19 protein-coding genes, 1 tRNA gene and 2 pseudogenes are annotated in these 19,456 nt (G+C 70.1%); 12 read left to right on the plus strand and 10 right to left on the minus strand.

The window, feature by feature from the left end; all coding sequences use genetic code 11:
- Positions 1-116 precede the first annotated feature (116 nt).
- Complete coding sequence (locus GA0074692_RS26910) at positions 117-1,538, minus strand: GGDEF domain-containing protein (RefSeq protein ID WP_091649044.1); 1,422 nt, start codon at positions 1,536-1,538, stop codon at positions 117-119.
- A gap of 653 nt (positions 1,539-2,191) precedes the next feature.
- Here GA0074692_RS26910 and GA0074692_RS26915 point away from each other — a divergent pair.
- Positions 2,192-2,392, plus strand: a complete 201-nt coding sequence (locus GA0074692_RS26915) for a hypothetical protein (RefSeq protein ID WP_091649047.1) — start codon at positions 2,192-2,194, stop codon at positions 2,390-2,392.
- 196 nt (positions 2,393-2,588) lie between these two features.
- Here GA0074692_RS26915 and GA0074692_RS26920 read toward each other — a convergent pair whose 3' ends face one another.
- Positions 2,589-3,386, minus strand: a complete 798-nt coding sequence (locus tag GA0074692_RS26920; protein ID WP_218106717.1) for an alpha/beta fold hydrolase — start codon at positions 3,384-3,386, stop codon at positions 2,589-2,591.
- Between the two features lie 351 nt (positions 3,387-3,737).
- Between GA0074692_RS26920 and GA0074692_RS26925 the strand changes: the two genes are divergently transcribed.
- Together GA0074692_RS26925 and GA0074692_RS26930 are read left to right on the plus strand one after the other, a co-directional pair.
- A complete protein-coding gene (locus tag GA0074692_RS26925; protein WP_091649053.1) occupies positions 3,738-5,447 on the plus strand; it encodes a bifunctional metallophosphatase/5'-nucleotidase in 1,710 nt (569 codons plus the stop codon).
- Between the two features lie 98 nt (positions 5,448-5,545).
- The gene (locus GA0074692_RS26930) at positions 5,546-5,974 is read left to right on the plus strand and encodes a hypothetical protein (protein ID WP_091649056.1); all 429 of its coding nucleotides are present in this window, start codon (positions 5,546-5,548) and stop codon (positions 5,972-5,974) included.
- Between the two features lie 415 nt (positions 5,975-6,389).
- Here the strand turns inward: GA0074692_RS26930 and GA0074692_RS26935 are convergent, their stop codons facing one another.
- A complete protein-coding gene (locus GA0074692_RS26935) occupies positions 6,390-6,983 on the minus strand; it encodes a hypothetical protein (protein ID WP_091649059.1) in 594 nt (197 codons plus the stop codon).
- Between the two features lie 26 nt (positions 6,984-7,009).
- Positions 7,010-7,408, minus strand: coding sequence for a YbaB/EbfC family nucleoid-associated protein (locus GA0074692_RS26940; protein WP_176738597.1), 399 nt, complete (start codon positions 7,406-7,408; stop codon positions 7,010-7,012).
- A 91-nt stretch (positions 7,409-7,499) separates the two neighbouring features.
- Here GA0074692_RS26940 and GA0074692_RS26945 point away from each other — a divergent pair, with 91 nt between their 5' ends.
- Genes GA0074692_RS26945 through GA0074692_RS26960 form a run of 4 tightly spaced genes read left to right on the plus strand, consistent with a single transcriptional unit; the run spans position 7,500 to position 9,980 of the window.
- Complete coding sequence (locus tag GA0074692_RS26945) at positions 7,500-8,099, plus strand: hypothetical protein (protein ID WP_091649065.1); 600 nt, start codon at positions 7,500-7,502, stop codon at positions 8,097-8,099.
- Positions 8,096-8,407 carry a hypothetical protein gene (locus GA0074692_RS26950; RefSeq protein ID WP_091649068.1) on the plus strand — a complete coding sequence of 104 codons (312 nt, stop codon included), beginning with the start codon at positions 8,096-8,098 and terminating at the stop codon, positions 8,405-8,407. The genes GA0074692_RS26945 and GA0074692_RS26950 overlap by 4 nt, the downstream gene beginning before the upstream one ends.
- A complete protein-coding gene (locus GA0074692_RS26955; RefSeq protein ID WP_091649071.1) occupies positions 8,404-9,195 on the plus strand; it encodes a WXG100 family type VII secretion target in 792 nt (263 codons plus the stop codon). Before GA0074692_RS26950 ends, GA0074692_RS26955 begins: the two co-directional genes overlap by 4 nt.
- Entirely contained in the window at positions 9,192-9,980 is a 789-nt protein-coding gene (locus GA0074692_RS26960; RefSeq protein ID WP_245730479.1) for an ATP-grasp domain-containing protein, read from the plus strand. The genes GA0074692_RS26955 and GA0074692_RS26960 overlap by 4 nt, the downstream gene beginning before the upstream one ends.
- A gap of 90 nt (positions 9,981-10,070) precedes the next feature.
- On the opposite strand, the gene GA0074692_RS26965 is transcribed toward GA0074692_RS26960, so the two are convergent.
- Positions 10,071-10,895, minus strand: a complete 825-nt coding sequence (locus tag GA0074692_RS26965) for an NAD(P)-dependent oxidoreductase (RefSeq protein WP_091649078.1) — start codon at positions 10,893-10,895, stop codon at positions 10,071-10,073.
- 33 nt (positions 10,896-10,928) lie between these two features.
- Positions 10,929-11,588 carry a hypothetical protein gene (locus tag GA0074692_RS34280; protein WP_141725424.1) on the minus strand — a complete coding sequence of 220 codons (660 nt, stop codon included), beginning with the start codon at positions 11,586-11,588 and terminating at the stop codon, positions 10,929-10,931.
- A gap of 97 nt (positions 11,589-11,685) precedes the next feature.
- Between GA0074692_RS34280 and GA0074692_RS26970 the strand changes: the two genes are divergently transcribed.
- The 3 genes and pseudogenes from GA0074692_RS26970 to GA0074692_RS26980 form a co-directional block, all read left to right on the plus strand.
- On the plus strand, positions 11,686-12,333 hold the full coding sequence (locus GA0074692_RS26970) for a hypothetical protein (protein ID WP_091649081.1): 648 nt from the start codon (positions 11,686-11,688) through the stop codon (positions 12,331-12,333).
- A 355-nt stretch (positions 12,334-12,688) separates the two neighbouring features.
- On the plus strand, positions 12,689-12,943 hold the full coding sequence (locus GA0074692_RS35020; protein WP_176738598.1) for a hypothetical protein: 255 nt from the start codon (positions 12,689-12,691) through the stop codon (positions 12,941-12,943).
- A gap of 65 nt (positions 12,944-13,008) precedes the next feature.
- Positions 13,009-13,304, plus strand: a pseudogene (locus GA0074692_RS26980) (tyrosine-type recombinase/integrase); the annotation flags it as partial.
- 65 nt (positions 13,305-13,369) lie between these two features.
- On the opposite strand, the gene GA0074692_RS26985 reads toward GA0074692_RS26980, so the two are convergent.
- A tRNA-Pro gene (locus GA0074692_RS26985) sits at positions 13,370-13,446 on the minus strand.
- Positions 13,447-13,534: 88 nt separating this feature from the next.
- Positions 13,535-14,427, minus strand: a pseudogene (locus GA0074692_RS26990) (metallophosphoesterase).
- A 25-nt stretch (positions 14,428-14,452) separates the two neighbouring features.
- On the opposite strand from GA0074692_RS26990, the gene GA0074692_RS26995 reads away from it, so the two are divergent.
- Positions 14,453-14,908 carry a GatB/YqeY domain-containing protein gene (locus GA0074692_RS26995; RefSeq protein WP_091649088.1) on the plus strand — a complete coding sequence of 152 codons (456 nt, stop codon included), beginning with the start codon at positions 14,453-14,455 and terminating at the stop codon, positions 14,906-14,908.
- Positions 14,909-15,076: 168 nt separating this feature from the next.
- Here the strand turns inward: GA0074692_RS26995 and GA0074692_RS27000 are convergent, their stop codons facing one another.
- Complete coding sequence (locus GA0074692_RS27000) at positions 15,077-17,512, minus strand: penicillin-binding protein (protein WP_091654149.1); 2,436 nt, start codon at positions 17,510-17,512, stop codon at positions 15,077-15,079.
- Positions 17,513-17,915: 403 nt separating this feature from the next.
- Between GA0074692_RS27000 and GA0074692_RS27005 the strand changes: the two genes are divergently transcribed.
- On the plus strand, positions 17,916-18,233 hold the full coding sequence (locus tag GA0074692_RS27005) for a WhiB family transcriptional regulator (RefSeq protein WP_091649092.1): 318 nt from the start codon (positions 17,916-17,918) through the stop codon (positions 18,231-18,233).
- Between the two features lie 59 nt (positions 18,234-18,292).
- Here GA0074692_RS27005 and bagB read toward each other — a convergent pair whose 3' ends face one another.
- The gene (gene bagB, locus GA0074692_RS27010; protein ID WP_176738599.1) at positions 18,293-19,435 is read right to left on the minus strand and encodes an ArsA family ATPase; all 1,143 of its coding nucleotides are present in this window, start codon (positions 19,433-19,435) and stop codon (positions 18,293-18,295) included.
- Between the last annotated feature and the right edge of the window lie 21 nt (positions 19,436-19,456).

Consider the following 19,456-nt stretch of genomic DNA (forward strand, 5'->3'; position numbering starts at 1 on the left):
CGCGGCGGCCGGGCGGTGCCGGTGCTCCGTCAGATGCTCTGTCAGGTGGTAGCAGGGGACCCCTGTTACCGCATTTTGATGAGCAGGGGTCCCCTGCTACCACCTCAGCTACCACCTCAGGCGGCGGCGAGTTGTACGCCGTCACGTCCACGCCGCTTGACCGCGTAGAGGGCGTTGTCGGCGCGGCGGAGCGTGGCCTCGGGTGACTCGCCGGGGCGGGGGAGAGCCACCCCGACGCTGATCGTCCGGCCGGTGCCCCGCGCCGCCTGGGCGAGTCGTTCGGCGATCCGTACCGCCTCGTCCGGGCGGCTCACCTCGAGCACCGCGACGAACTCGTCCCCGCCCACCCGGTACAGCTCGTCGCCCTGGCGCAGTGCCGCCTCCAGCGTCCGGGCCAGCCCGATCAGCAGCCGGTCACCCGCCTGGTGGCCGTACGTGTCGTTGACGCTCTTGAAGCCGTCCACGTCGATCGCCAGCAGGGCGGTCCGTCCCGGCGTGGCAGTGGCGATCCGCTCGCCGAACGGCCCGGTGTGCCGCAGCCCGGTGAGCGGGTCGGAGCTGGCCCGCTCGCGTAGCTGGGCCAGCGTGCGGAGCCGGTCCAGGCAGGTCCAGGCCTGCCCGGCGAGCAGCTCGATCAGGTTGACCGTGGTCGGGTCCGGCTGGAGCAGCCGTTCGTCGGCCACGAGCAGGACGCCTCCGGTGTCGGGCGGTCCGACCGGCACCGTGATCAGCGTGCGGACGCCGGCCCGGGCCAGCGGCTGGTGGTCCTCGGTCGGGGGGTGTCCCGCCTCGCCCAGGGTGTACCCGGCGCCGAACCGGTGCGCCCGGCTCATCATCCGCCCCAGCGGTCCGGGGCCCGCCTCGACCAGCTCGGCCCGGACCCGGGCCTCCAGCTCACCCGGCACCCGCGGCGGCGCGCCGAGCCGGGGCCCGTCCGCACCGGGCAGCACCAGGACGGCCGCGGAGAGCGTGGAGACGTCCCGGGCGGCGCGGATCGCCGCGGTCATCAGGTCCCACTCGGTCGGGGCGGCGGTCAGCGCGGCGGCGTGCCGGAGCATCTTCTCGCCGCGTGTCTCGGCCGGGGGGCCGCCCAGCGCCACGATCCGCGCGCCGAGCCGGGTGGCGATCCGCTCGGCGGCCTCCCGCCACGGGCCCAGCTCGACCGGCTCGCACCACTGGAGGTCCAGCACGCCGATCGGTCGGCCCGCCGGATCGACCACCGGGACGCAGATCTCCGCGGTCACGTCCGGCCGGACCGGCAGGTAGTCCGGGTCGTCGGCGACCCGGGCCACGGTCGCGCCGGTCCCCGAGGCGTAGACCCGGCCGACGATGCCCGCCTTCGGCGGCACGGTCGCGTAGACCTGCCAGGAACCGGTGGCCGCGACACAGCGCAGCCGGTCGTGGACCTGGAGCAGGACGGAGATGGTCGCCGGGGCGTACCGGGAGAGGGTGGCGACGGTCCACTGGCACGCTTCGGCCGCGGTGGACGCCATCGGGAGGCGCACCGCCACGTCACGGATGACTCGATCCAGGTCCACGCGGGCGTCGTTCCAGGTCGGGGGCGGTCGAGCGGCCGGTGGCCGTCCAGCCAAGCGTACCCAGCCGGCGTCGGCCGCCCGGTTCGTCGTACACACGTTCTATCCACAGGCTGTGGACGCGGGCGGTGGATAACGTGGTCTGCGCCGGTCGTCGGGCGACGGTCGACCGACGGTGTCGGCCCTTCTGTCCGCTGTCGACACTGGTCACCGAGGTTCGGCGTGCGCCGAGCGGCGGAAGGGCGGGAACAGTGCGACAGATCGGCGCCGGTGCGGGACGTACTCTGTCGGAAGAACGACCGAGGTGGGTCTACCTGCGCATTTTTCCGGTTGCGCGCATCGAATCCTGTTTCCGGTGCTGTGAGCGCGGTCACCCGTACTGATCGGTAGCCGCTTTCCCGGCACTGCTGGCCGTTCTGGCCGGTGCTCACCCGTGCCGACCTGCGTCATCACCCACAGTGCATAGGTATACGCCGATCGCCTGAGTCGTGTAGTCCGTTCGGTTGTGGTTGATCAACCGGCCAGTTGTTACTTGCCCTTTCAGCTTTCTCGATGTCCACAACTGGTATCACCATCGATAGCCTCAGGCATTCTCGCGGAAACGTGGGGATCCCGTGCCGGCAGACCCTAGCCGGCCCTCGGAATGTGGGGGAATCGTGAACAGCAGCCTGAACGGCGAAGACCTTCCCATCAACCGGCGTGTGCCTTCCGCTGGGCGGTGGGCCCTGCGCGATCTGGCCGACCGCGACCAGCGGCACACCGGCCCCTTCGGCTCGTTCGAGGGTGGCGGCGACCCTGCCATCGAGAACCCGGCCCGGCCGTACCGCGGCTCGGGCGGCAGCTACGCGCGCCGCTGACCGACCGGAAGCCCCCGCCGCGCCGGCTCTGACGGGAGGCCGGCGCGGCGGCTCTCGTCCTCCCGTCGTGCCCCCGGTCGCTGATCGGGCCGTTCGGCGCGACCCCGGCGCGGTGACACGATCCGCCGTCCGGCGGCGTGACCCCGTCCGGCGTGACCGGCGTGACCCCGTCCGGCGGGTGCCCGTCTGCCGCCGGTCACCCGAGGAGGAACCGGCGTAGCTCGACGGCGAGGTCGGCCGGGGACGCCTCGTGGAATCCGCCGGCCAGGCTGACCCGCCGGGCCCCGGGAACCGCCTCGGCCGTGTGCTGGGTCGCCTGCCGCAGCCAGTCCGGGCTGGCCGTGCTGTCGACGACCACGGTGGGCGTCGTGATGGCGGCCAGCTCGTCGCGGGGCAGGGCACCGTCGCCGGTGATCGTGGTGTCGTACACCAGGGTGTGCGCTGCCGCCTCCAGGAACGGCCAGCTCGGGTCGTGCCACAGGCTGGTGACCGCGTCGTCGGGCAGCCCCACCGCCGTGGTCATGAAGAGCGTGACGGCCTCCTTACGGCGGTCCGCTGCAACCAGCTCGGCCAGCGCGGGAGCGAGGGCCGGCCGGGTGCCGGCGTGGCCGTCCACCGAGAACGGCGGCTCGAAGAGGGCCAGACCGATGATCGGCAGCCCCCGGGCGGCGGCCCGGGCGGCGAGGATCGCCCCGGAGGAGAGCCCGTAGACGTACGCCGTGCCGCCGGCGGCCTCGATCAGCGCGGCGAGGTCGTCGACCTCCCGGTCGACCGCGTACGGCAGGGTGTCACCGCTGTCGCCGCGCCCCCGGCGGTCGTAGGCGTACGCGGTGAAGTGCGGGGCGAGGGCGGCGGCCAGCGGCCGCGCGGTCGTCCGGTCGTTGAAGGCCCCGCCGACCAGGATGATCGGCGGCCCCTCCCCGGCGGGCTCGTACGCGATCGTGGTGCCGTCGGCGGAACGCACCGTCCGCACTGCCGGGGGCTTCGTGGTCACCCCTTGTTCCTACCCCGACGGTACGACACCATTCGGCAACCGGGCCTGCTTGCGCTCGCCCCGGCCCGGCCGCGACCCGCTGCCGGTGCCCGACACCGTGCCGGTCGTCGATGGTTCACCCACCCGTCATGCCGGAACCGTCCGTCCGACCGGTGGTGGTGGCCGAACGTATCCGTAGCTTCGCTGTACTCGACCGGTCGACCGATCGCGGCGCAGATGAGAGGCTGTCCCACGGCAGGGCGGCGGCCCCAGCGCCGTAACCTGCGAGCGACCCCTGCAACGGTACGGATCACCGGGCGCCGGACGACATCGCGACCGGCCCCCAACGCACCGACCCTCACAAGGAGTTCCATGTCCGTCTCCGGGATGCGCCGCCGGACCGCGCTCGGTCTGGCTGCCCTCTCCGCGGCAGCGCTGAGCGCGGTCGCCGCGACCCCCACCCAGGCCCAACCGGTCGGCCCGAAGCCGGTCGACGTCAAGCTGCTCGCCCTGAACGACTTCCACGGCAACCTCGAACCGCCGAGCGGCTCCAGCGGCACCATCGCCGGGCAGACCGCGGGCGGTGCCGAATACCTGGCGACCTACCTTCAGCAGCTCAGCCAGGAGAGCAAGAAGCAGAAGAACACCATCACCGTCGCCGCCGGTGACCTGATCGGCGCGTCGCCGCTGCTCTCCGCCGCGTTCCACGACGAGCCGACCATCGAGTCGCTCTCGCTGGCCGGGCTGGACTACGCCAGCGTCGGCAACCACGAGTTCGACGAGGGCGCGAACGAGCTGCTCCGGATCCAGAACGGCGGCTGCCACCCGGTCGACGGCTGCGCTGACGGCACTCCGTACGAGGGGGCCGGGTTCCAGTACCTCTCGGCCAACGCCTTCCGGACCTCGACCGGCAAGCCGCTGCTGGCGCCGTACGCCATCCACAAGGTGGACGGCGTCAAGATCGGCTTCATCGGCATGACGCTGGAGGGCACTCCGCAGATCGTCAGCCAGGAGGGCGTCGCCGGCCTGGAGTTCGCCGACGAGGCGGTCACCGCCAACCGGTACGCCGCCGAGCTGCGCCGCCAGGGCGTGGAGACCATCGTCGTGCTGCTGCACGAGGGCGGCAACCAGGCCGGTGCCGGCGGCATCAACGACTGCGTTGACTTCACCGGCCCGGTGGTGGACATCGCCCAGCGGATGGACCCGTCGATCGACCTGATCGTCAGCGGCCACACCCACCAGGCCTACAACTGCCAGATCGGCGGCAAGCTGGTCACCAGCGCCAGCTCGTTCGGCCGGCTGGTCACCGACATCGACCTGAAGATCGACCGGCGGACCGGCGACGTGCTGAGCATGCAGGCCGAGAACGTCGTGGTCACCCGGGACGTCGCCAAGGACCCGGCGCAGACCGCGCTGATCAACCGGTACAAGGAGGTGCTCGGCCCGGTCGCCGGCCAGGTCGTCGGCACCACCAGCGCCGCGCTGACCCGGGCCCAGGAGACCCTGTACGGAACGACGCTGGGTGAGTCCGTGCTGGGCAACGTGGTCGCCGACGCGCAGCTTGCCGCCACCGACGACGAGCAGAACGCGGTCGCCGCGTTCATGAACCCGGGCGGCGTCCGGGCCGACATCGACGCCGGTCAGGTGACGTACGAGGAGGCGTTCACGGTCCAGCCGTTCGCCAACAACCTGACCACGCTCGACCTGACCGGTGCGCAGCTCTACTGCATGCTGGAGCAGCAGTTCACCGTCGGCCGCACGCTCTACCCGTCCGCGTCCGTCCGCTACGTGGTCGACCCGGCCGGCACCACCGCGCCGGCCGCCGACCCGTGTGCCGGCACCCGGGTCGTCCGGGGCAGCCTCACCATCGGTGGTACGGCGGTCGACACCGCCGCCACCTACCGGATCACGGTGAACAGCTTCCTGGCCGGCGGCGGCGACGGGTTCTCCGTCCTGCGGCAGGGCACCAACGCGGTCACCGGCATGATCGACCTGGACGCGCTGGTGGCGTACCTGAAGGCCAGCTCGCCGATCTCCGCGCCGGCCCTCGACCGGATCCGCACCACGGCCGAGGTCGCCTGACCTCTGCTGTGGAACGGGCCCCGGAGCGCACGCTCCGGGGCCCGTTCCCGTTCCGCGGCCGTCGGGGCCATGCTGGCCTACGTCTATACGATCGGTCCGTGGACTCGACCCGACGCGGACGTGACGTCGCCATCTGGCTGGTGCTGTGCGCCGGGATCGTCACCGGATGCGGCATCACAGGTGACCCACCAGAACGCACCGCCGAGGCCGAACAGTACGCCCGAGGCGTGGCGGCCCAGATCGTCACCGACCTCCAGGCGAGAAGGAACCCCGACACGCGTACGGCCGACCAGATCGGCCGGGCGTTGGCTGTTCGTCCGGAGGCCAACCTCATCGCGATCTCGGGGGTGGACACTGCTCATCCGGCTGGTGTGACCGCAGTGATCCGGATCGAGGGCAGCGGCACGGACGGCTCCTGGCTGGAGCCGGAGTTCGTCGTCGAGGACTTCTGCTTCGAGCTGCGCTTCGCCCCACCGCTCCGACGTCCCCGCCCACGGTCCCCTGCCCGTCACCTGCCCCCAGGCTGACCTTCCCGCCGCTGAAGAAGCCGGAGCTGCCAGCGCCGGATCAGCTACGTGCCGCGCTCGCGAGTGCCGCTGACGAGGCCGGCGTACGCGCGGCGCTGGCCGCGCTGTCGCTCGACCCGACGATCCGGGTCGACGTGGCCACCCAGGGCGGAATTCTCGGCGTGGCGCTGCGCGCCCCGGACGAAGAGAGCGGAGGGTACGGATGCCTCCTCGCTCGTAAGCGTGGCGGGACAGCGGAGGCATGGCTACCTGCGGCGGCGCAGCTGCAGCCCGGGGAGTTGGCCTGTGTGGCGTCGGAGGCCCTTGCCGGGTACGGCCGGGAGCCGCTGCGATGACGTCCTGAGCCGCACGTGGAAGGTCTGGCGCTGGGGCGACTGGAACTGCTGACCGAAGCCGCTGCTACAGCCGTACGGCCTCAGCGGGCGAACGGTGGCAACGCGGCGAAGCCGGGATGCAGCTCGACCTGCTGGGCGAGCTGGGCCATCACCTGGCGTACCCGGGTCAGGGGGTGCTGCGGGAACTGCGGGTCGTACGCCGGGTCGTCGGCGACGTGCGACGGCAGCCCGCCGTCGCCGTCCGGGCCGTACGGATGGGGCCGGAAGTAGCTCGCGGGGCCGACCTTGGCCATGACCAGCGCCTCCCGCTGGCCGGTCGTCCCGCTCTCGGCGGCCTGCACCCGCAACACGGCGCTGCACGTGGCCTTCGGCACGATGTAGCTGCCCAGGAATGCCTGGCCGTGGGGCTGGTTGGGCAGCTTGACCTTGATGATCTGGCGAAGTGCCGGCTGGCCGCCGACGGGCGTGACATCGGCCTCGATCAGCGCGCCGCCCTGAGCGGCGGTCATCTTCGCCATCCCCTTCTGGAGCGCGGACAGATCCGTCAGCGCGGCAGGCAGGTCGGGAACCAGGTTGAAGAAGACCTGCTGGATCACGATCCGCTCGTCGTTGGCCCAGGTGTCCTGGGCAACCTGGTTGAAGCCGCCGAGAAGGAAGTGCTGAAAGGGGTGCATGGCTCCGATCGTGCCAGGTCGGTCTGTCAGGAGGATTCGCGTTCCCGGGCCAGGCGCGCGACCGTGTCGGAAAGCTCCTCCAGCCGGCTCATCCCTGCTTCCAGCTCCGTGACCGTCTGCTCGCTGGGGCGCATGGCGAGCAGGGGAGCCATGATCTCGTCCGCGCGGGCGGCAAACTCACGCTGGGCGGTGGTGACCGCGGCGACGATCTCCTCGGCCAACTCCTCAGTGGGCAGCCTCCGCGCGTTCGGATCGAGCCGCAGGTCCACCAGCAACCCGCCGGGGCCGGTCCGGGCAGCCACCAGTCCGCTGGGCGAAACGCCCTCCCCGTACTGCTCCGCGAGGTCCTGCTGCATGCGTTGGATCTGCTCGATCTGTTGCTGCGCGTAGTACGCGAGATCCGTGAGATTGCGGATATCGGCCACGCGGCACCCCTCCGATCGGTCGGACATTCCCGGGTCAGCCTACCGAGAAGAGATCGTCGCGGATCTTCCCGAGGAGTGGCATTCTGTCTCGGTGGCCGATTACACCAGCCGCATCGAGCCGACTCTGCGTCCGTTGCTGCGGGACGCGGAGAAGCTGCTCGTCGCATCGCCGCTGGTGTCCGACCCCGGGACGACGGAGACGGTCTCCGTCTCGGACGAGCTGAAGAACCTGCTCGACCCGACGCTCCTGGTCGGCCTGGGTGCCCACCCCGGCGAACTGCTGCGTCAGGCGACGTTCGGTCGGGCGCTGCTCGGTGGCCCGGGAAGTGTCGCGCACAGCCTGTACGAGGCCGTCGACAACGAGCAGGCACCCGCGCTGGCCCTGACCGACCGGCGGCTTCTGGTCTATCGCACCGAACTGGTCGACCAGCCCGGCCGCAGCCGCTGGCAGCGCTGGTTCGGTCCCGTCGAGCAGCGGACGCGACTCGTCCACGAGGTGGGCCGGGAGCAGGTGGTCGGCGCGGTCGCCGCGCCCGCCGGAGTGCTCCGTCGGGGCCGGTTCCTGCTGATCTTCACGGACCGATCCGCCTGCGCGTTGGTGGCCAGCGTGTCGGACGCGGCCACGCGCGCGGTCAGTGAGATCGGACCACCACAAACCCACATCGGTGCCGAGGGGGAGGGGCCCGCGTGACGCAGCCACTGAAGGTCTATCTGGACGCCATGACGCGGTACGCGACGGCGATGGAGGACCTGGCAGTCGAGTTCGGTAACACCCGGACGGCGTTGCTGGACGCCGACGTGACCGAGGACAGCTTCGGGATGCTGCCGGAGTCCCGCGAGGTGGCGAGCGACTACGCGGAGCGGACCGAGGCCGGGCTGACGGTGCTGCGCCACGGCGAGCGGATCTTCGAGGACCTGGGCACGGCGTTCCGCCAGATGCGGGACAACTACCAGCGCTCGGACGACACCAGCGCCAGGCCGTTCGGAGACCGACCGTGACCCGTCCACCCAGCGGAGCGGAACGGATCGAGACCTGGCTGGGCCCGGCCGGCGCGGCCTATGGGGTGATCAGACCGATCGTCGACTTTCTGGCGAACCCCCTCGACGAGGTCACCGGCGACCCCGACCAACTGCGGGAGAAGGCCAAGGCCTGGCAGTCGGCAGCCGAACGAATGGAGGACTTCGCCCAGGCGGAACTCGCTGCCCGTCGTGGCCTGCTGTCCTACTGGGAGGGGGACGCGGCGACCGCGTTCAACACGGAGATGAACGAGGTCAACCGGTCGTTGGGTGAGATCGGCGCCGATTTCGAGTTCACCGTGAAACTCCTGGAGGCCTCTGCCGAGGGGGCCCAACAGGCCCAGGAGTTGGTCGAGCAGATCGTCCGGGAACTCATCGCCTGGCTGATTATCACGGTCGTGGTCGCCCTGGCATCGGCCTGGATCACCCTGGGCGCATCGGTGGCTGCCGCGTCTGCCGCCGGTGCGATCGAGGCCGGGTTGGCGGGCACCCGGGCGGCGGCGGTCGCCCTGCGGCTGGCCAACCTCCTACGTCAGGTCGCCACGGTGCTGCGGAACATCAGCAACTTCGCGCGCGCCTACAAGCTGACGACCATCACCAAGGTCGGGGTACGGAACTGGATGACCGCCCGGTACGCCAGCAGCCTGGGCTACCAACTGTTGGCCACCAACTGGGTGATCAAGCAGACGATCGCGAAGCCGGTGCTCGGCCCGGGAGTCGACAAGGTCACCGAGGCCGACCGGCCATGGAAGCTGCCACCGGTGCTGTGACGTCCACCCTTGTCCTGCCGCCGCGCCTGACCGCCTCGGCTCAGCACCTACGCGACGCCGCTCATCGGCGTGGACTACGCACCGTCCAGCTCCCCACCTTCGAGGTACCTGCCGGGACGCGTGCTGATCACCTCCATGCCGGACCAAGCTTCGCCGACGCCGTCGCACCGCTGCTCGGGATCGCACCCCTGGAGGCTGACCCCGGTTGGCTGACCCGGCTTCCCCGGGAACTCACCCGCCGGGAGATCACCCTGGTCGCCATCGGCGAGGCGTACGAACTCCGTCGACCAGCGTTCGTCAAGTCGCCCAACGACAAGAACATCCCGGCGATGATCTACACCGACGGCTCCCGCCTGCCCGGCCCGGACGCCGTCGACCGACAGACCCCGGTGCTCGTCAGCGACATCGTCGACTTCACTGCCGAGTACCGACTGCACCTGCTCGACGGTGGGGTCCACGCGGGCAGCCAGTACGCCGAGCACGGCCGGTTGTGCCTCGGCCCCCCGTCGTCCGACGCGCTGGCCTTCGGCACCGACCTTCTTGCCGGATACGGGCACACGCTGCCCTCCGCCATCGTCGTAGACGTGGGACTGGTCGACGGCCACTGGGCCGTGATCGAGGCGAATGCCGCCTGGGCCAGCGGAGCGTACGTGGCAGATCCGGATCTGGCCCTGGACGTCGTCCTTCGAGCGGCCAGCCCGACGGCTTCGGTTAGCGTCCGCGACCGACCGTTCATCCGGCGGTTCAGCGACCCGAACCAGCCTCTCAGCCCGCTCCAGGCATGACCGTAGGGCGGCGAGCGTCGTCCAAGGTCATCCGATCGGGTTCTGTTCCGTAGCGCGCTGCCTGCGGGGCAGCGCCATCTCTGTCGGCCTTCAGTGCCGCCCGAGGACCTCGGCGACCCGCATGAAGCCGTCTGTGCCGTGGCCCAGTCCGATGACCCGGCGGGCCATGCCCTCGGCCGCACGCATCACGCCGGCGTCGATGCCGTGCGCCTCGGACGTGTGGACGATGTGGGCCATGGAGGACGCCGCAGAGGTGATCGGGTTGCCCTCGCCGGGGAAGCTGCCCCGGTCCACTTCCTCCGCGCCCTCCTCGAAGAGGGGTGGGAGGATCGCGGCGATGCCCTTGGCGAAGGGGGCCAGCTCCCGAGCCGTGACGCCCTCCACCTTCGCCACCGCCAGTGCGTGCGTGTAGCCCGCCATCGCGGTCCAGAAGATGTCGAGCAGTGCGATGTCGTATGCCGCCGCGCGGCCGATCTCCTCGCCGAGGTGGGTGTGGGTGCCGCCCAGCGCCTTCAGCACCGGCTGGTGCTCCCGGTAGAGGTCCTCGGGACCGCTGTAGATGACCACCGCGTTCGCGGTTCCGATGGTGGTGGTCGGCGTCATGATCGCGCCGTCCAGGTAGCGAATGCCGTGTCCGGCCGCCCACCGCGCGGTGTCCCGGGCCCGGTCTGGGGTGTCGGCCGTCAGGCTGACGACGGTGCGTCCCTTGAGGGCATCAGTGACCCCGTCGCGTCGCAGGATGGCGTCCGACGCGTCGTAGTTCACCACGCAGACCACGGTCAGCCCGCTTGCGGCGACCGCCTCTTCGGCCGACCGGGCGCTGATGGCGCCCCGCTCGACCAACTCCCGATCCCTGCCCGGCGTCCGGTTCCATACGGTCGTCCGCAGACCGGCGTTCAGGAACGCGCCGGCCAGGGCCCGACGAGCATGTCGGCCATCGCCCCGCTGCTACGGCCACGCCCGAGATCCCTCGAAGGACACGTGCACTGCGTCCTCGAGGATGTAGACGCTGACGCACATCGAACGTTGATCAAGTAGCCAGCCCGTTGGTTGGCAGGATTGTCCACCATGCCCCAAGTCCCACCCGCGGCTGATCAGATGTTGTCGGACCTGTTCGAAGACGCCGCTCGTCGGCTGCCCCGACCTGCCAGTCACGGTGAAGAAACGACCGCATGCACCCGACCCACATGAATGACCATCTGGCTCATCGACTGTAGCGCTGAGACCTGCTGGCACCGGCAACAGTTCGTCGGCTGAGGGGATGAACGGCTCGCTGTTGAACACGTAGAAGGAGGAGGGCGCACAGACGCAGGCGACAAGCGAAGCCAGCACAACCGCGACCCGGTAAGCCCACGAGCCCCGGGGGCGTTCCGCTGGGCCGAGTCGCCGCCTTTCGACAGCTCGACCCACACCAATGATCGCCACAGCGACGGGAAGGTAGCCCACGGTCATCTCTGCCTGTGCACGTGGAAAGGCGGCAATGACCACGGCCGCGACTGCAGTCCAGCCGAGCAGTACCAGGCCGACAATCCAGCCAATGCGCCGGGTCCGAGCAGCAAGCCACCACGCCACAGCAGTCAGCGCGCTGTATACGGCGATGACGATCACCGGTGAAGCATGATCGATTGACTCCCTGTGCGGAAGCACCACGGCCCACCTTGCGTGGTCACGTCCCACATCGCTCACCTTGCGTACTCTCGGCTGCGTGCGCCGCAGCTGGATCATCCTTCGGAAGGCGGGCGTGTACCTCGCGGTCTTCCTCGTGGTTGCCGCGCTCGACTCCGTGGTCGCCACCACGTGGATCAGGCCGGATCTGACCGCCGTTGTCGGCACGTTGCTGTGGGCTGGTTCCATGCTCGTGATCTATGCCATCGACCCGTGGCCGAACGTCAACGGGCGAGTGGTGTGGCTGGGGATCGCATGGCTCGTCAGCGCGATCCTGATGTTGGCAGTAGCAGAGGGCTTCTGGGCGTTCGTACTGCACCAGCGCGGTCAGCAGGTCGTCGCCAGCGTCGTCGAAGTGCATCACAGCGACAAGGGCTCCACCACCTACACCCTGAGCCATGGCGGCCGGCGAATCCCGGGACGGCTGACGAACTGGCCCGGCAACGACGCACTATTCACGGAGAGCACCCACGGAACGACCGGCGACCAGGTCATCGTCGTACGTGACCTGGAGGGCCTGGTAGACCCGCGACTGCCCGAAAGGCTGGCGGAGCCCGACGAGGTGGCCGGCAATCTCTTGCTGGCAGTCGCCGTTCTGGCTGCTCTCTGCATCGGCGCCGCCTGGTCGCAGAGCCGGCAGGCTTCTGAGAAGCGCCGTCCCGTGGCTCGAAGGCGAGAAGCCGGGTGACGACGTTTGACAGTGTCTTGTGCCCCTGTGTGCCCCACACTGCCGGCAGCGTGCCAGTAACCTCGCCGCCGTGACGTCTGCTGATCAAGAAGGCTGGTCATTCGCCACTGCACGGGTCCCGGCCGAGTTCGGTGCCGCACTCCACCCGCTCACACCGGGTGTCGAGCACGCTTGGGCCGGCGAGGAGACTCTGTGCGGCCTCGCTGAGGACCAGATCGAGTTGTACCTACACCTCTTCGACCGCGAGGACGCTTCGGCCTGCCCGACCTGCCGGCAACGGGCCGCCGTCGCCCCGACCCGGCCATGCGGACAGGAACGCCTGCACGGCCGGGTTCTAGCGGCTGCGGCGGGACCAATGCGCGAGGAACTGCTCGACGCTCTGCGCCGAGGTGCCGAGATCAAGCTGTGGATCAACGGCCCCGCTGTCAGCCTGGCGAAGCACTACGCCCAGCTGGACCGAATCGTCGAAGGCGGCTCCGCCATGGTCGCGGCGCTTAGCGTCCACGGATCGGTCGGACTTGCCAGGGTCGAGCACGGGCCGTGGCAGTTCATCGTTGTCCTGACCGACCACGGGCCTCCCCTGATCGCCCGCGCCACTGCCGAGCGGTAGGCACCGGCCGCCATCGCCAGGACCAGGAGCGCAAGACTGCCGGCAAGGACTGGCAATCGCTCGGCCTGGTCTTCGCCAGCACTCTCGGTACTGCCCTCGACGCGGCCAACGTCCGCCGGGCTTTCCGCCGAGTCGTCACCCTCGCCGGCCTCGACTCGGCCGCCTGGACACGTTGGGAGCTACGGCACAGCTTCGTCTTCCTGCTCTCCGACAGCGGGTGAGCCTGGAAGACATCGCCGACCTGTGCGGCCACTTCGGGACGACCGTCACTGAGAAGGTCTACCGCCGCCAGCTCCGGCCGGTACTGCTCCAAGGCGCGGCAGTCATGGATCGCATCTTCGCGTCGACCGCTGAGGCGTAGTCACTCAGTTGGTCACCCGGGAAGCACTAGAGGGCACATCCTTCGATAGGATGTGCCCTCTTACCTGGTCGGGGTGGCCGGATTCGAACCGACGACCTCTTCGTCCCGAACGAAGCGCGCTACCAAGCTGCGCCACACCCCGAGGCGTGCGGACAAATACTAGCCCACCCGCCCCGGGGGTCAAACTCGGTACCCCCGCCCCGGACGCGGCGGCCGGCACCGGGACCGAGTCAGCGGGGGATCAGGGTGAGGATGCTCGCCTCCGGGCGACAGGCGAACCGGACCGGAGCGGTCGGGTGGGTGCCGAGACCGGCCGAGACGTGCAGCCACGAGTCGGAGCCGGGCCAGCGGTGCAGGCCCTTCGCCATGGTGCGGGGCAGCCCGCAGTTGGTCACCAGCGCCCCGACCCCCGGTACGCAGACCTGTCCGCCGTGGGTGTGCCCGGCCAGCATCAGGTCGAAGCCGTCGGCGGCCATCTCGTCCAGCACCCGGGGCTCGGGGAGTGGGTCAGGCCGAGGGAGAGGTCGGCCGCGTCGCTGACCGTTCCGGCCACCATCGAGTAGTCGTCCCGGTCGACGTGCGGGTCGTCGACGCCGACCAGTTCGACGAGTCGGCCGCCGGCCTTGAGCGTGGTACGGGCGTTGCTCAGGTCGGCCCAGCCGGCCCCGGTGAACACCGAGCGCAGCTCCTCGTAGGGGAGCGCGACCCCCTCGACGTACTCCCGGTCGGGCAGGAAGTAGGTGAACGGGTTCTTCCAGACCGGTCCGGTGTAGTCGTTGGAGCCGAAGACGAACGCGCCGGGGTAGTCGAGCAGTGGTTGGAGGGCACGGAGCACACCGGGCACCGCGTCGGGGTGGGCCATGTTGTCCCCGGTGACCACCACCAGGTCCGGGTCCAGGGCGGCCAGCGACGCCACCCAGCGCTGCTTGCGCTCCTGGCCGGGGGTCATGTGCAGGTCGGAGAGGTGCAGGATGCGCAGCGGTTCGGCGTCGGCCGGCAGCACCGGCACGTCGTACCGGCGGAGGGTGAACATGTTGCGCTCGACGAGCGAGGCGTACGCCAGGGTGGCCGCGCCGACAGCGGCGGTGGCGGTCGCGAGCCGGAATAAGGTGCGCTTTCGCATGGCGTTCAGGGTAGTTTGACCGACCATGAGCACGCTTAAGGACCGCCTGACCGCCGACATGCGGGCCGCCCTGAAGGCCCGGGACGAGCTGACCACCTCCACCCTGCGGATGGCCCTGGCGGCCGTCGGCAACGCCGAGGTCGCGGGTAAGGCCAAGCGGGAGCTCTCCGACGACGAGGTGCTCGCCGTGCTGACCAAGGAGGCGAAGAAGCGCCGCGAGGCGGCGACCGCCTTCGCCGAGGCCGGTCGGAGCGAGCAGGCCGGCAAGGAGACCGCCGAGGGCGAGGTGCTGGAGCGCTACCTGCCGAAGCAGCTCTCCGACGAGGAGTTGGCCGAGCTGGTCGCGGGGGCGCTCGCCGCGGGCGGGTTCGACGGCAAGGCCCAGATGGGCCCGGCCATGAAGGCGGCCCAGGCCGCGGTGGCCGGTCGGGCCGAGGGTGGTCGGGTCGCCGCCGAGGTACGCCGCCAGCTCGCCGTCTGACCGGTCGGCCGCTCGCCCCACGGGCGGCTCCAGTCGACGCCGTCGCGTCCGGTACCGGCGACTACGGCCGGCACGCCGCCGTCCCTGAGCGACGGAACCCCGAAACGGACGAGGGCCCCTGCGGTCGCCGGTGGGCGACGGCAGGGGCCCTCGTGGTGTTCGGACCGGTCAGCCGTTGGGCCGGGGCGGGCGGCCGGGCTGGTTGCCGCCGTTGTTACCGCCGGAGTTGCCCGGCTCGCTGCCACCGTTGCCGTCGCTGAGCTGGATGGTGACCACGCCGCCCTTGATCGTGCGCCCCTCCGGGCTGGTGCCGGCGACACTCCCCGCCGGGCAGCTCGAGGAGACCCGGACGTCGCTGACCACGACCTCGAAGCCGGCACCCTTCAGGCGGTTGCGGGCGGTGTCGACCGACTCGCACCGGACGCGGGGGATGTTGCGCTGGTCACCCGTGACGATCTTGCCGCTCGGCGGGGTGAAGTTGATCCGCTCCTTGCCCTTCATGGCGTCCCGCAGCGTCTCGTACACCGGCGGGTTGATGCCGTCCCGCTCCTTGTGCTTCATCTTGACGTTGGTCTGCGGCCAGTCCGGGTCGGCCATGATTCCGGCCACCGCGTACTGCTTGGTCATCACGACCAGCGAGGCGGTCTTCTCCGAGTCGGTGGTGCCGGACTTGCCGGCCACCGGCGCGTTGACGATGCCCTTGACGTAAGGGGCCGTGGCGCCCCGGCAGCGGGAGATGGAGGAACGGTCACCGACCGGGCAGCGGGCGGCGTCCACGGCGGCCCGGGCCACCTCGGTGCTGATCCGCTGCTCGCAGCGCGGGTTGGCGACGTCCAGGGTCTTGCCGTCCGGGCCGGTGATCTTCTGCACCGGGATCGGCTCGCAGTACTTGCCGTCCGCGGCGAGAGTCGCGTACGCGTTGGCCAGGTCCAGCGGGGTGGTCTGCGAGACGCCCAGGGTGAACGCACCCCACTGGTTCGCGGCCTGGTCGGTGGCGGCGAACTTGATGTCGTTGCTGGCCCGGAAGGTGATGCCGAGCTTCTGCGCCGCCTTGACCACGTTCTTCGCGCCGACCTGCTGCTGGAGCGGGACGAAGAAGGTGTTCACCGAGCTACCGAAGGCGCTCCACATGTTGTGCGGGCCGACCATGCTGTCGTTGGCGTTGGTGGGGCAGTAGAAGTGCGTCCCCGCGCAGGCGGCCCTGGATCCCCGCTCCACGATGTACTCGGACTTGAACTGCTTCGGCGAGTTGATCGTGTACTGGAGCGGGATTCCCTTCTCCAGCGCGGCCACGATGGTGAAGATCTTGAACGTCGAGCCGGCCTGGTAGCCGGTGATGCCGTCGCCACCGCTGAGCAGCGGGTTCACCGTGTTCGGGTAGTTGCCGAGCTTCTTGTTCTTCTTCCGCTGCACCGGGTCGCTGTGCGGTTTGTTCTGCGGGTTGTCTGGGTTGTCCAGCTTGTAGTTCCGGTTCACCGACAGCGCCCGGACCCGGCCGCTGCCCGGCTCCACCACGGCCACCATCGCGGCTTCCTTGCTGTTCACCGACTTGGCCTTACGGACCGCCTTGTCCCCACCCTGCTGCGCCTGCACGTCGAGGGTGGTGACGATGTTGTAGCCGCCGCTCTTGAGCCGCCGCTCCCGGTCGTACGTGGTGGAGCCGAACTCCTCCTGCTGGAGCCACCAACGGTAGAAGTAGTCGCAGAAGAAGCCCCACTTGTTGTCCCGGGTCTGCACGCAGCCGTTCGGCGCCCGCTTGCCCTTGACCGTCAGCTTGACCGCCTTGGCCTTCTCGCCGTCCTCCTTGGAGATGGCGCCGATGTCCACCATGTTGTTGATCACATAGTTGCGGCGGTCGACGGCGAGCGGGTAGCCGCTCTTGGTGGTCGGGTCGAAGCTGGTCGGCGCCTTCACCATGCCGGCGAGCATGGCGGCCTCGTCGATGGTGAGCTTGCTCGGCGTCTTGCTGAAGTAGACCTGGCTGGCGGCGAAGATGCCGTACGCGCCGTTGCCGAAGGCGGCGATGTTGAGGTAGCGCTCCATGATCTCGTCCTTGGAGAACTTCTTCTCCACCTGGACGGCGTACTGCATCTCGCGGACCTTGCGGGCGGTGGTGTCCTCGGTCGCGGCCACCACGTCGGCCGGGTGGCTCGCCGAGTACGCGATGGCGAGCCGGACGTACTGCATGGTCAGCGTCGAGGCGCCCTGCTGGGAGGCCGCGCCGGAGCTGTTGTTGACGAACGCCCGGGCGACGCCCTTGAAGTCGACGCCGTTGTGCTTGTAGAAGTCGTGGTCCTCGGCGGCGACGATGGCCTGCCGCATGACCGGGGCGACGTCCTTGAGCTTCACGTCGCGGCGGTTCTCGTCGTACATGGTCGCCAGCGGGGTCTTGCTGTCCGAGGCGTACAGGTAGCTGATCTGCGGGGCCCGCTTGACGGTGAGGTCCGGCGGCAGCTTGCCGAGGGTCTCGGCGCCCGCCTTGGCGGCCAGCCCGGACATCGCCACCGCCGGGAACGCGGCGGCGGCCACCACCACCCCGGCCAGCAGGCCGCAGATCAGTAGCGATGCGGCGTTGGTAAGCAAATTGTGGTCACGTTTCCGCATCCAGGTCACCTCGACAGCGTACGCGAGTAGGGAGTGGGCGGCTTCGGGGCAGGTTTCCCCCATTTCCCGCGAGCGCCACCCTCGTTGTGCTAAACGCACGACCCCCGGTGTGGGGTTGCGCGGCGCGGCGGACGAGTGTCCCCGGGAAGTGGGGGCGCCGCAGGGTTTTCACGCGGTTGGCCGGGGTATGCGGCGGGCCGTAGTCCGAGACGCGCGTAGTGTCCGAAATGATGGATTTGGCCGACAACGTTGCGTAATCGTATGACTACGGAGCATGATGAGGGCGGCGACAGAGCCAGATGTCGTCCGTGTCGCCTTGGGGAAGGTCGGGCGCGGACGACCGGGGGGAAATCCGGCTGATCCCGCACGGAGTCGGTAGGTATGCAAGGGGGGACGTGTACAGATGGGCATGATCACTGACTGGCCGTCGTTGGCGGCGTGTCAGAACGGAGACCCGGACGCGTTGTTCGTACAGGGCGCGGAACAGAACGTGGCGAAGCGGATCTGCCGGAGCTGCCCAGTTCGGTACGAGTGCCTGGCTGACGCACTCGACAACCGCATCGAGTTCGGCGTCTGGGGCGGCATGACCGAGCGGGAACGCCGGGCGCTGTTGCGCCGGCACCCCCAGGTGACGAGCTGGCGGAAGATGTTCGAGGCCGCCATGCGGAAGAACGCCCGGGAGAAGGCGGCCAAGGACAAGATCCTGGTCAACGCCGGCTGACCAGCCCGCACCTGGCCGGCTGACCGGTCCGCACCTGGCCGGTGGGGCATCCGCCGCCGTCAGGAGCGGCTGATCGCCGCGCCGATCGTCCGCAGCCCGTCGACGTCGTGCACGTCGGCGGGCTGCGCCGTCACCGACACCATCGGCACCGCCGGGAACGCCGCCGTGAAGGACGCCGCCACCTGCTGCTCGCGGGCCGACTGCTGGAGCAGGGCGGCGTGGGCCCGCAGCACGTCCACGGTGGTCTCGTGGCCACCCAGTTCCGCCAACCGATCCGCCGCGGCGATGCTCTCCACCGCGTCCGGGGTCGCCACCGCAGGCCGGTGCACCCGGTTGAGCACCAGTCCGGCCAGGGGCATCCGCTCCTCCCGCAGCCGGCCGGCGAAGTACGCGGCCTCCCGGACCGCGTCCGGTTCCGGTGCCGCGACCAGCAGGAACGCCGTCTCCCGCGCCTGCAGGATCCGGTACGTCTGTTCCGCACGCTGCCGGAAGCCCCCGAACATCGAGTCCAGCGCCGCGACGAACCCGGACAGGTCGGTCAGCAGTTGCGCGCCGATCACCTTCTGCACGATCTTTGAGAACACCCCGAACGAGGCGGTGACCAGGCTGAACATGCTTCGCCCCCCGCTGCGGGCCGGGGCCAGCAGCATACGGAGCATCCGCCCGTCGAGGAAGCGGGAGAGCCGGGCCGGCGCGTCGAGGAAGTCCAGTGCCGAGCGGGAGGGTGGGGTGTCCACCACGATCAGGTCCCACTCGCCCCGGGCGTGGAGCTGACCGAGCTTCTCCATTGCCATGTACTCCTGCGTACCGGCGAAGGTCGAACTCATCGCCTGGTAGAAGGGGTTGGCGAAGATCTCCGCCGCCCTCGCCGGATCGGTGTGCTGGAGCACCACGTCGTCGAAGGTCCGCTTCATGTCCAGCATCATGGCGTGCAGCTCGCCGTCGCCGTCGATCCCCTTGACCCGGCGGGGCGTGTTGTCCAGCTCGGTCAGGCCGAGGGACTGGGCGAGCCGGCGGGCCGGGTCGATGGTGAGCACCACCGTACGCCGGCCGTGATGTTCTGCGGCGCGCAGCGCGAGCGCGGCGGCGGTGGTGGTCTTCCCCACCCCGCCCGCACCACAGCAGACGACGATCCGCACGCCGGGGTCGGCAAGGATCTGGTCGACGTCCAGCAGCGGCGCTGCGTCTTCGGAAGGCACCAATCGAGCGTATCGGGCTCGTGC

Origin of the sequence: Micromonospora pallida (assembly GCF_900090325.1) — a bacterium.
Lineage (GTDB): Bacteria > Actinomycetota > Actinomycetes > Mycobacteriales > Micromonosporaceae > Micromonospora > Micromonospora pallida.